The sequence below is a fragment of the Nocardia sp. CDC160 genome, from assembly GCF_035818795.1.
In the GTDB taxonomy this organism is placed as follows: Bacteria; Actinomycetota; Actinomycetes; order Mycobacteriales; family Mycobacteriaceae; genus Nocardia.
On the sequence record NZ_JAYKYT010000003.1, the window covers coordinates 1405024 to 1418347 of the forward strand.

The window sequence follows — 13324 nt, forward strand, 5'->3', positions numbered from 1 at the left end:
CTAGCTGGAGATGGTGCGGATTTCCTCGCCCGCTTCGTCGGTCGGATCACCCTCGGCGGTGAACCAATGGGTCACCTCGCCGTCTTCCAGATCCGACGGAATATCGCCGGTCGGAAGCACCGACAGGGCACCCGCGGTGGACGAGGCCAGGAATTCGTCGATCGCGGCGGTTCCGGTGGATGCCGTTGTGTACGTGGTCGATTCGTAGTCGACCTCGTTGTCCGCGCGCAGGGTGGCGGCACGGTCCAGGACCTCGGACTGGGTGAGGGTCGCCCAGGTTTCGCCCTCGCGGTAGACGAAGGCCGGATCGGTTTCGGACAGCGGGCGCACCCGGTCGGTGTAGGAGACCGGGTGGGCCGGGCGGGCCGCCAGGTCCGCCTTCACCTTCGGATCGGACGGCACCAGCCAGCGCACCGAGCTTGCGGCAGGCTCCTGGGCGATGCCGAAACCCGCTCCGGCGGCGAGGATGTCGCCGAAGGACAACCCGTCGGCGAACAGCACCGCGGCACCGGCCTTGTGGATGGCCCACACCGCCACGACCGCGTCGACGGTGTGCGGAAGCGCCACGGCGACAATGTCACCCGGGCCCGCGCCCCGATCGATGAGCAGTCGCGCGAGCTGCGAACTGCGGCGGTCCAACACGTGGTAGGCGATCTCCTCGCCCTCCGACAGCAGCGCCGGGGCCTGCGGATCCTCCTCGACCACCTCGGCCAGCACATTGGCCAGCGTGGCCGTGCCCACCCGCGCCGCGTCGGCCGCCGAATCGGCCGGGGTGACGGCGCTTTCGGCGAGGATGCGGGCGCGTTCGGAGGCATCGAGGATGTCGATGTCGCCGACCAGCCCGTCCGGATCGCCCAGCAGGGCGTCCAGGATGCGGGTGAAGCGGGCGGCCAGGGTCGCCACTTCCTCGGCGGTGAAGCGGCTGCCGAGGTAGCGCATGGAGATATCGATGGTCTCGCCCGCCATGATCACCAGCGACATCGGGTAGTGCGTGTTGTCGTTGATGCCGACACCGCTCACCGACATGCCGTCGATGGAGCTGGCCGCGGCGATGGCGTCCTTGTCGACCGGGTAGGACTCGAACGCCATGATGGTGTCGAATTCCGCTCCGGCACCGGCCAATTGCTGGATCTCGGTGAGCCCGATGTGGTGGTGCTCGAGCAGGTCGGCCTGATCGTGCTGGACACGCTGCAGCAGCCCGCCGATGGTCAGGCGGTCATCGACGCGAATGCGCACGGGCACCGTGTTGATGAACAGACCCACCATCGACTCGACACCCGGGAGATCGCCGGGGCGGCCGGACACGGTCGCGCCGAACACCACATCGCTGCGGCCGGTGAGCCGCCCGATGAGCACCGCCCAGGAGGTCTGGATCAGCGTGTTCAGCGTGACATTGAGCTCCCCGGCGCGCTTGGTGAGCGCGCGGGTGTGCTCGGCGTCGATTTCCAGGCTGTGGCGGCCGATTTCGTAGGTCTCGTCCCGGGTCGCGGCGGGCGCGAGCTGGGTGGGCTCGGTGACGCCGGACAGGGCGCGCTTCCACGCCTCGATGGACTCGTCCCGGTTCCGCCCGGCCAGCCAGGCCAGGTAGTTGCGGAAGGAGGCCACCCGCGGCAGCGCGGACAGGTCGCCGCGCACCGCGTAGAGCACCAGCAGGTCGCGCATGAGCAGCGGCATGGACCAGCCGTCCACCAGGATGTGGTGGGTGGTGATGACCAGGTGCACCAGCTCGTCGTTGATCCGGAACACGTTGAACCGCATGAGCGGCGGCCGCGACAGATCGAAGTGATCGGCGCGATCGGCCTCGATCATCTCCCGCATGCGTGGATTGCGTTCGGCCTCAGGGAGATCCGTCAGATCGATGACGGTGAACGGAGCCTCCACGCGGTCGAGCACCACCTGGTGGGCCTGGCCGTCGGTGTCGGTGACGAACGCGGTCCGCAGGCTCGGGTACCGGTCGAGAATGGCCTGCGCGGCCACCTTCAACCGGTCGATGTCCACCACACCGCTCAGGTCGAGCACGGTCTGAATCGTGTAGACGTCCACCGTATTCTGGGTGAGCAGCGCGTGGAACAGCAGACCCGACTGCAGCGGCGAGAGCGGCCACACGTCCGACAGCGCCGGGTAGGTCCGCTCCCACACCTCGATATCGGACTGCTCCACCTTGACCAGCGGCAGGTCGGACGGTGTGAAGCCGCCCGCCTCCGGACGCCCGGCGTGCTCGGCCAGCGCGGTCAGCGCCGCCACGAACAGATCCGCGAACTCCTGCACGCGGTCTCGCTCGAGCAGCCCGCTCGGGTAGGAGAAGGCCGCGCCCAGCTGCGGCCCGTCCTCGCCGTCGGTGACGATGGCGTTGATGTCGAGCGTCGCGTTGGCGGGCATGTCGGCGTCCATGTCACCGTCGAGGCGACCCAGGTCGTCGACCGGCACCCAACCCAGCTCGGCCATGCCCTCGGGCACCTCGCCCGCCGACATGCGGCCCAGGTAGTTGAAGCTGATCTGCCCGACATCCCGCAGCTGCGAAGAGGTTTCGGGGTTCAGGTGCCGCAGCAGACCCCAGCCCAGACCCTTGTCGGGCAGCGCCAGCAACTGCTCCTTGACCGTCTTGACGATGTCGCCCAGGGCCTTTCCGCCCGCGAACGCCTCGTCCAGATCCGCGCCGTGCAGGTCCAGGCGGACCGGGAAGGCGGCGGTGAACCAGCCGACGGTGCGCGAAAGATCCGCGCCCGGAACGATTTCCTCTTCGCGGCCGTGGCCCTCGAGCTTGATCAGCGCCGAGCTGCCCGCGGTCTCACCGCGCCAGCGCGCGACGGCCATGGCCAGCGCCGAGAGCAGACCATCGTTCACACCGCCGCGGTACAGGCCCGGGACGGAGGTGAGCACGGCCTCGGTGACCGACGCCGGAACACTGACCTCGATGCGCTCGACGGTGGCGAAGGTGTCGACGGTCGGGTCGAAGGCCCGCGAACCCAGCAACGGGTCCGGGGTCTCGGTAACCCGCTGCCAGAACGGCAGTTCCGCGACCCGCGCCTCCGAGCGCGACTCCTCGACCAGGGCGTGCGCCCAGCGCCGCATGGAGGTGCCGGTCTCGGGCAGCGCGATCGGCTGCCCGAACGCCACCTGCGACCAGGCCAGACCCAGGTCCGGAATCAGAATGCGCCAGGACACGCCGTCCACGACCATGTGGTGCGCGACGATGAGCAGCACGTCGCGGCGCACGCGCGCCTCGTCGGAGCCCTCGGGCGCGAAGGCGAACCAGACGAACTGCACCATGGCGGCATTCGCCGGATCCAAACGGCCCAGCGCGGCATCGAATTCGATGCTGCCGACCCGGGTCAGCTCCTCGTCGGTGATGTCCGCGGCCAGCTCGACCCGATGCACCAGGGCGTCCACATCGACGGCACCCTTCGGCAGGGCCTCGAATTCGAAGCCCTCCGAAGCGTTCCCGCGCAGTCGCGAGCGCAGCACATCGTGGTGGTCGAACAGCGCCGAGATGGCACCCACGAGCACCGGCCGGGTGATCCCGTCCGGCAGTCGCAGCGGCATGGTCTGCGAGAACCGTTCGTAGGACGGGCTGTTCGACAGAATCGCGTGCATGATCGGCGTCAGCGGAATGTCGCCGACCCCGCCGCCGGGCAGTTCCGCCAGCTTCTGCTGCGCGGTGTCCCCGCCCAGCTTGGCGACCTCGGCCAGCCCCGCGACGGTCCGCTGTTCGAACACGTCGCGCGGGGAGAACACGATGCCGCGCGCCTTGGCCCGCGAGACCAGCTGAATCGACAGGATCGAGTCACCGCCGAGCGCGAAGAACGAGTCGTCCGCACCGACCTGCTCGACCCCGAGCACATCGGCGAACACCTCGGCGATGCTGGCCTCGACCTCGGTGACGGGCGCGCGGAAGTCGCGCGCGGTGAACACCGGCTCGGGCAGCGCCCGGCGATCCAGCTTGCCGACCGGGGTCAGCGGGATCGCGTCCAGGACCGTAATGGCCGTCGGCACCATGTATTCCGGCAGTCGACCCGCGACATGCTCGGTCAGCGCCGCGATGTCGATGCTGCGCCCGGCGACCGGCAGCACATAGGACGCCAGGATGGTGGCCCCGGCCTCGGTCTTGTGACCCACCGTGACCGCGAAGTCGACGGTCTCGTGCGAGGCCAGCGCCGCGTCGATCTCACCGAGCTCGATGCGGAAGCCGCGCACCTTGACCTGGAAGTCGTTGCGGCCCACGTATTCCACCTCGCCGGTGGGGGTCCAGCGGACCACGTCACCGGAGCGGTACATGCGCTCGCCCGCCACGAACGGATTCGCGACGAAGCGGTCGGCGGTCAGGCCCGGACGGTCGTGGTAGCCGCGCGAGAGCTGAATACCCGACAGGTACAGCTCACCCGCGACGCCGACCGGCACCGGCCGCAGACGCGAATCCAGGATCAGCGCCTGCATGCCGCGGATCGGGCCACCGATGGTGACCAGATCGCCCGGCACCAGCGCGTCGCTGATATTGGTCATGATCGTGGTCTCGGTCGGACCGTAACCATTGTGGAACGCGCGAATCGTGCGGTTCTCCAACGGAATTGCCCATTTCTCGACCAGATCGGCCGGGACGGCCTCGCCACCGGCGACCAGCACCCGCAGCGAATCCAGACCCTTCGGATCCAGCGTCGCCAGCGCGGCCGGGGTGATGAACGCGTGCGTGGCCCGCTCGCGCTTGATCACCTCGGCGAGCTCCTCGCCGCCGTACACGCCCGGCGGCACCACCACGAGCGTGCCGCCCGCGCCGATGGCCAACAGGTACTCCAGCACCGACGCGTCGAACGACGGCGACGCGAAATGCAGTGCGCGCGAACCGGAGTCGAGGTGGTAGCGCACGATCTGCTCGGTGGCGAAGTTGGCCAGACCGGCGTGGGTCACCACGACACCCTTGGGCATGCCCGTGGTGCCGGAGGTGTAGATCACGTACGCCACGTGCTCGGGCCGGATGGCACCCCAGCGTTCGGTGTCGGTGACGGGTTCGGCCGAGTGCGACGCGATTTCGGCCTGCACCATCTGATCGTCGAGCGAGATCCAGCCCGCCAGACTCTTGACCGGCGGCAGCCCCTCGACCTCGGCGTCGACCGTGAGGCCGAGCACCGCGCCGGAGTCGTTGACCATGTGCGCGATGCGGTCGGCCGGGTAGGACGGATCCACCGGCACGAACGCCGCGCCCGACTTGGCCACGGCCCAGATGGCCAGCACCGATTCGAACGAGCGGCGAATGGCCACGGCGACACGGGTTTCCGGTCCGGCACCGCGCTCGATGAGCACCCGCGCCAGGCGCGAGGAGGCCGCGTCCAGCTCGGCGTAACCGAGGGCCTGGCCGTCGAAGGCGACGGCCTCGCCGACCGGGTTGTTGGCCACGGCCTCGGCAAGCAGCTCGGGCAGGGTGCGCGGCGCGATGGCCGGACCGCCCGTGCGGGAGACCAGGTCGGCGCGCTCGTCGGCGGCCAGGATTTCCAGATCGCCCACGGCCTGGCGCGGCGCGGCAATGATCTCGCCGAGCAGACGCAGGAACCGGTCCGCGAAGCCCTCGACCGTGCTCTGGTCGAACAGGTCACGGGCGTAACCGAATTCGGCGTACATACCCGCGTCCGCGTCGGCCGGAGCCTCGGTGAGGGTGAGCATGAGGTCGAACTTGGCGATCTCGTTCTCGAACTCGACCGCCGAGGCCCGCAGTCCGGGCAGCTCGAAGGAGCTCTCGGGCAGGTTCTCGAACGAGAGCGCCACCTGGAACAGCGGATGCCGCGCCGTGGAGCGTTCCGGGTTGAGCAGCTCGACGAGCCGCTCGAACGGAATGTCCGCGTGCGCGAACGCGGCCAGGTCGCTGTCCTTGGCCTTGGCCAGCAGCTCGGTGAAGCCGTCCTGTCCGGTGACCTCGGTGCGCAGCACCAGGGTATTGACGAACATGCCGATCAGGTTGTCCAGCTCGGCCTCGCCGCGGCCCGCGATGGGCGCGCCGATGGCGATGTCGGAGGTGCCGGACAGCCGCGCCAGGAACACCGCGAGGGCGGTGTGCACGACCATGAACATGGTCGCGTTGTTGGTGCGCGCGATCTGCTGCAGACCTCGGTGCAGCTCATTGCTGATGGGGAACAGCACCCGGCCGCCGCGGAAGGACTGCGCGGTGGGGCGCGGGCGATCCGAGGGCAGGTTCAGCTCGTCGGGCAGGTCCGCCAGTGCGGTGCGCCAGAATTCGGCCTGCTGGGCGATGAGGCTGTGCTCGTCGTCCTCGGAGCCGAGGACCTCGCGCTGCCACAGCGAGAAGTCCGCGTACTGCACGGGCAGCGGCGCCCAGCCGGGCGCGACACCCGCGGCGCGGGAGGCGTAGGCCACCATGACGTCGCGGGTGAGCGGGCCCATGGACCAGCCGTCTGCGGCAATGTGGTGGGTGACGAAGACGAGCACATGCTCGATCTCGGGGGCATCCTCCACACGGAACAGCGCGGCGTGCACCGGCACCTCGGTGGTGACGTCGAAGCCGGTGGTGATCAGAGCGGCAATGCGCTCGGTCACCGACTCGGCCGAGACGACCACCGGGGTCAGATCCGGAATCGCCTGCGCCACCGGCACGATCACCTGCGCGGCGGACCCGTCGACCTGCGGGTAGATGGTCCGCAGCGTCTCGTGACGCCCGATCACATCGGCCACGGCCTGTTGCAGCGCCTCGATGTCCAGCGCACCGGTCAGGCGCACCGCCACGGGGACGTTGTAGGCGGCCGACGCGGTGTCGAACTGGTTGAGGAACCACATGCGCTGCTGTGCCAGCGACAGCGGCACGTTCTCCGGCCGCTCGACGGCGGTGAGCGCCTTGCGATCTCCCGCACCGGCGTGCTGCTCGACCTTGGCGGCCAGCCCGGCGACGGTCGACGCCTCGAACACCGACCGCACCGGCACCCGCGCGTCCAGGGCCGCGCCGATGCGCGCGGCGACCTGGGTGGCGAGCAGCGAATTGCCGCCGAGGGCGAAGAAGTCGTCATCCGCGCCGACTCGCTCGACACCGAGGACCTCGGCGATGACGCCCGCCACGATCTCCTCGATCGGGGTGGACGGCGCGCGGAAGGCCGTGGTCTCGAACTCGGGCTCGGGCAGCGCCTTGCGGTCCAGCTTGCCGTTCACATTGAGCGGCAGGGCGTCCAGGACCACGAACGCCGACGGCACCATGTAGGACGGCAGCGCGGCGGTCAGCGCCGACTTCACCAGTGGCACATCCACACCCGAGCCGGACGGCACCAGGTAGGCGACCAGTCGGTCACCCGTGCGCTCGTCGGAGCGGGCCAGCACCGCGGTCTGCGCGATCTCCGGCAGCGCCAGCAGCGCGGCCTCGATCTCGCCGAGCTCGATGCGGAAGCCGCGGATCTTCACCTGGAAGTCGGTGCGGCCCCGGTATTCCAGCTCGCCATCGGCCGACCAGGCCACCAGGTCACCGGTGCGGTACATGCGCTCGCCGACCGCGAACGGGTTGGCCACGAAACGATCCGCGGTCAGATCCGGTCGCGCGAAGTAGCCACGCGCCAGCTGCGCACCGGCGAGGTAGAGCTCACCGGCCACGCCGTCGGGCACCGGCCGCAGCCGGGCGTCGAGGACGTAGACCCGCGAATTCCATTCCGGCGCACCGATGGACACCGAACCGGAGTCGGCGTCGGTGACCAGGTGCGTGGTAATGGACACCGCGGCCTCGGTCGGGCCGTACAGGTTGAACAGCGACGCCTGCGGATTGCCCGCGCGGAAGCGCTGCGCCACCGAGGCGGGCAGCGCCTCACCGATGGCCAGCACCCGCCGCAGCGAATCGTTCAGCGTGCCTTCGGATTCGGTGAGCAAAGCGTCGAGCATGGACGGCACCACGTGCAGCGTGGTGACCCGCTCGCGCGCCATGAGCTCGTTGAGGTACGCCGGATCCCGGTGCCCGTCGGCGGCCGCGATCACCAGTCGCCCACCGGACACGGCGGCCGACCAGAACTCCCACACCGACAGGTCGAAGGTGGCGGCGGTCTTGAGCAGCACCGCGTCGTCCGCGCCGAGCCCGAATTCGGCCGTCTTCCACTGCAACTGGTTGGCGATCCCCGCGTGCGGCAGCGCCACACCCTTGGGTCGACCGGTGGAACCGGAGGTGAAGATGACGTACGCGGTGTTGGCGGCCGTCAGCTCCCGCACCCGCTCGCCAGCGGCGACCGGCGCGGTCGAATGCTCGGCCAGCGCCAGCTCGTCGATGCACAGGACCTCGACCCCGGCGAACTCGAACCCGTCGCGCGAGGTGGTGAGCACGCACGCGGGTGCGGCCGTCTCCAGGATGTAGCCCACGCGCTCGGCGGGCTGATCCGGATCGACCGGCACGTACGCGGCACCGGCCACCGAGACCGCGTACATGGCGACCACGAGGTCCACCGAGCGGCGAATGGCCAGGGCGACACGGTCTTCGGTGCCAATGCCCCGCGCGATGAGTTCACGCGCCAGCTGGTTGACCCGCGCGCCGAGTTCGGCGTAGGTGACCGTTTCGCCGTCGGGCCCGATGAGCGCGATAGCGGTCGGCTTGGCCGCCACGGTCGCATCCAGCATGGACACCAGCGTCGCGGCCGTGTCCACCTGGTGCGCGGTGTTGTTGCGGACGTCGAGGATCTCGGTCCGCTCGGCCGGGGCCAGCAGTTCGATCTCGCCGACCGCGGTGCGCGGGGCGGCCACGATCTCGCGCAGCAGGTGCACGAACCGGTCCGCGAAGCCGTGCACGGTCTCGCGGTCGAAGATATCGGTGGCGTAGGTCAGGATGCCGGTAATGCCTTCGGCCGCACCGTTGTCGGAGTAGATGTCCGACACGATGAGGTGCAGGTCGAACTGCGACAGCTCGGTGTCCACATCCAGCCCGGACACGCTCAGCCCCGGTAGTTCCAGGGTGGAGCGGGTCAGGTTCTGGAAGGACAGACCCACCTGGAACAGCGGGTGCCGCGCGGTCGAACGCGCCGGGTTGAGCACCTCGACGAGACGCTCGAACGGCACATCGGCATTGGCGTAGGCCTGAATGTCGGTCTCGCGCTGACGCGCCAGCAGCTCGTTGAACGGCTGCCCGCCGTCGACCTGCGTGCGGAACACCAGGGTGTTGACGAACATGCCGATCAGGTCATCCAGGACCGCCTCGCCACGACCGGCCATCGGGGTGCCGATGGCGATGTCGTCGGAGCCCGACAGGCGCGAGAGCAGCACCGCGAGCGCGGTGTGCACGACCATGAACAGCGTCGCGCCCTCGGCGCGGGCCAATTCGACCAGCCCGGCGTGCAATTCGGCGTCGATGCGGATGTCGATCTTGCCGCCGTGGAAGGACTGCACCGCCGGACGCGGCCGGTCGGCCGGGAGGTCCAGCTGATCGGGCAGACCGGCGAGAGCCTGCTTCCAGTAGGCGACCTGCTTGGCGGCCAGCGAGTCCGGATCGTCCTCGCTGCCCAGCAGTTCACGCTGCCAGATGGAGTAGTCGGCGTACTGGACCGCCAGCGGCGTCCAGCCCGGCTTCTGCTTGATCGACCGCGCCGCATAGGCGGTCATCAGATCGCGCGTCAGCGGGGCCACCGAGGAGCCGTCACCGGAGATGTGGTGGATCACCAGGGCGAGCACGTATTCCGCGCTCGCCGGGGCGTTCGGATCCACGGCCGGGTACTGGCCGGTGGGCGCGATGTCCGCGAAATCGAAGGTGTAGGCGGCGGCGTGGGCCGCGGCCTCGGACTCCGCGACCGGGGCCGCCGCGCTGCCCTCGATCTTGAACAGCGCCACCTTGATCGGCACCTCGACGGTGACGTCGAAGGCGGTGGAGGTCAGCTCGACCACCGCGCCCACGACCTCATCGGCGCGCACGGTGCGCACCTCGAGTTCCGGCACGGCCTGCGCGGGCGGCAGGATGACCTGCACCGGGCCGTCTTCCGTCTGCGGGTAGATGGTCCGCAGAATCTCGTGGCGGGCAACGACATCCGCGATGGCGGCCCGCAGCGCGCCCTCGTCGAGGGCACCGGACAGGCGCACCGCGACCGGCACGTTGTAGGCCGCGGACTGGGTGTCGAAGCGGTTGAGGAACCACATGCGCTGCTGCGCCAGCGACAGCGGGATGTTCTCCGGTCGCGTGACGGCGGTCAGCGCCTTGCGGCCCGCCCCGGCATCGCGTTCCACGCGGGCGGCCAGCGCGGCCACCGTGGACGCCTCGAACAGCAGGCGCACCGGCACCCGGGCATTGAGCGCCTCGCCGAGGCGCGCGGCGACCTGGGTGGCCAGCAGCGAGTTGCCGCCCCATGCGAAGAAGTCGTCGTCGAGGCCGATGCGGCCGGATTCGACGCGCAGCACCTCGGCGAACACGCCCGCCACGATCTGCTCGATCGGGCTGACGGGTGCGCGGAAGACCGCCTTCTCGAAGGTGGGCTCGGGCAGCGCCTTGCGGTCGAGCTTGCCATTGGCGTTGAGCGGCAACGCGGTCAGCGGCATGAAGACCGACGGGATCATGTAGGACGGCAGTTCGGCGGCCAGCGCGGACTGCAATTCCTTCTTGTCGGGTTCGCCGTCGGTGCCGACCACGTAGGCCACCAGCCGGTCGCCCAGCACCGGATCGGTGTGCGCGACCACGGCGGCGGAGGCGACGGAATCCACGCGCAGCAGCGCCGATTCGATATCGCCGAGCTCGATGCGGAAGCCGCGGATCTTCACCTGGAAGTCGGTGCGGCCCCGGTATTCCAGCTCGCCGTTGGCCTGCCAGGCCACCAGGTCACCGGTGCGGTACATGCGGGAACCATTGCCGCCGAACGGGTTCGCCACGAACCGGTCGGCGGTGAGGTCGGGTCGGTCGAAGTAGCCGCGCGCCAGCTGCGCACCGGCCAGGTACAGCTCACCGGACACGCCCACCGGCACCGGCCGCAGGCGCGCGTCGAGCACATACACCTGCGAGTTCCATTCGGGCGCACCGATGGACACCGATACCTCGTCACGCTCGGTGACGCGGTGGTTGGTGATGGACACCGCGGCCTCGGTCGGGCCGTAGAGGTTGAACAGCTCGGTGCGCGGGTGCTCGCGCAGCACACGCTGGGCCAGCGGACCGGGCAGCGCCTCACCGATGGCCAGGATGCGCCATAGCGAATCCGGCAGGCCATTGGTGAGCAGTGCGTCGAGCATGGACGGCACCACGTGCAGGGTGGTCACCCATTCGCGAGCCATGAGCTCGTTGAGGTAGGCCGGATCCTTGTGCCCGTCGGGCGCGGCGATGACCAGGCGGCCACCGCAGGCCGCGCCGGACCAGAATTCCCACACCGAGAGGTCGAAGGTGGCGGCGGTCTTGAGCAGCACCGCGTCGGCCGGGTCGAGGCCGAATTCGGTGACCTTCCACAGCAACTGGTTCACGACCGCGCCGTGCGGCAGCGCCACACCCTTGGGGCGGCCGGTGGAACCGGAGGTGAAGATGACGTACGCGGTGTTCGCGGCGGTCAGCGCCCGCACCCGCTCGGCATCGGTGACCGGCTTGTCCGAGTGGCCCGACAGGTCGATCTCGTCGATGCGCAGGACCTCGGCCAGCTCGGTGTCGAAACCGACTGCCGCCGTGGTGAGTACGGCCTTGGGAGCCGAGGTCTCCAGGATGTAGCCGACGCGTTCGGCGGGCTGATCCGGGTCGATCGGCACGTACGCGGCACCGGACTTGGCGACCGCGTACATGGCCACGACCAAGTCGGTGGAGCGCCGAATTGCGAGGGCCACACGGTCTTCCGCGCCGATGCCGCGCGCGATGAGCTCGCGGGCGAGCCGGTTCACGCGGGCGTCGAGTTCGGCGTAGGTCAGCGCCTCGACGCCGTCGGCGGTGTCGGTCACGAGGGCCACGGCCTTCGGGTCCTCGGCGACGGACTTGTCGAGCAGCGAGACCAGGGTGGCCTCGGACGCGCCGTCGAAGACCGAGTCCACGTCCTGCGCGGTGTTGTTCCACCGCTGCAGGATTCGGGTGTTCTCGTCCGCGTCGAGCAGGTCGATGTCACCGACGGCGACGGTGGTGTCGGCCAGGATGGCGTCGAGCACCCGCACGAACCGGTCGGCGAAGGACCGCACCGTCGATTCGTCGAACAGGTCGGTGGCGTAACCGAATTCGGTGAGGATCTCGGCGGGGGTGCCGTCCTCGGTGTACCGGTCGTAGAGCGTGACGTGCAGATCGGTCTTGGCCAGCTGCGAGTCGAACTCGACCGCGGCCACGTGCAGGCCGGGCAGCTGGAAGGCGGTCTCGGCCAGGTTCTGGAACGACAGGCCCACCTGGAACAGCGGGTTGCGCGCGGTGGAGCGGACCGGGTTGAGCACCTCGACCAGCCGCTCGAACGGCACGTCGGCATTGGCGAACGCCTCGAGGTCGCGTTCGCGGACCTCGGAGAGCAGATCGGCGAAGGTCGCGTTCGCGTCCACCTGGGTGCGGAACACCAGGGTGTTGACGAACATGCCGATCAGATCGTCGAGTTCGCGTTCGCCGCGGCCCGCGATCGGGGTGCCGACCGCGATGTCGTCGGTGCCGGACAGCCGCGCCAGCAGTACCGCCAGGGCGGCGTGCACGACCATGAACAGCGAGGCGTTGTTGGCCCGGGCCAGCTCGTGCAGCTTGGCGTGACGCTCGGCGTCGATATCGAAGCGCAACGCCTTGCCGTGGAACGACTGCGCCGGGGGACGCGGCCGGTCGGTGGGCAGCTCCAGCTGGTCCGGCAGCCCGGACAGGGCCCGGGTCCAGTACGAGACCTGCTTGGCGGCAAGGGATTCCGGGTCGTCCTCGGAGCCCAGCACGGCGCGCTGCCACAGCGCGTAGTCGGCGTACTGCACCGGCAGCGGAGCCCATTGCGGCACGTCGCCGTTCTCGCGCGCCACGTAGGCGGCCATGATGTCGCGCGCCATCGGGCCCATGGAGGAGCCGTCGGCGGAGACGTGGTGGACGGTGAAGGCCAGCACGTGCTGGGTGGTCGCGCTGTCGGTGATGCGGAACAGCTTGACGGCGAGGGGCACCTCGACGGTGACGTCGAAGGTGGTCATGGCGAATTCGATGATCTTGCCGAGCAGTTCGGCCTCGGTCACCGGTTCGGGCACCAGCGACAGGTCGGTCTGCGAGGCGGGCAGGATGACCTGGTGCGGGCCCTCGGCCGAGCGCGGGTAGACCGTGCGCAGCACCTCGTGGCGGGCGATCACGTCGCCGATGGCCTGCTTCATGGCGTACAGGTCGAGCGCGCCGGTGAAGCGGACGGCCAGCGGGATATTGTCGACGGCCGAGGTGCTGGTGTCGAACTGGTTGAGGAACCAGTAGCGGCGCTGGGCCGGGGACAGC

The 13324-nt window shown here is 69.7% G+C and carries 1 protein-coding gene (cut by a window edge); it reads right to left on the bottom strand.

The window, feature by feature from the left end:
• Positions 1-13324, bottom strand: partial view of a non-ribosomal peptide synthase/polyketide synthase gene (locus VMT40_RS21220; RefSeq protein WP_326360178.1) — the 3' portion only. 30779 nt of this gene lie beyond the right edge of the window; the window shows 13324 of its 44103 coding nt (coding positions 30780-44103); the start codon falls outside the window, past its right edge; the stop codon is at positions 1-3.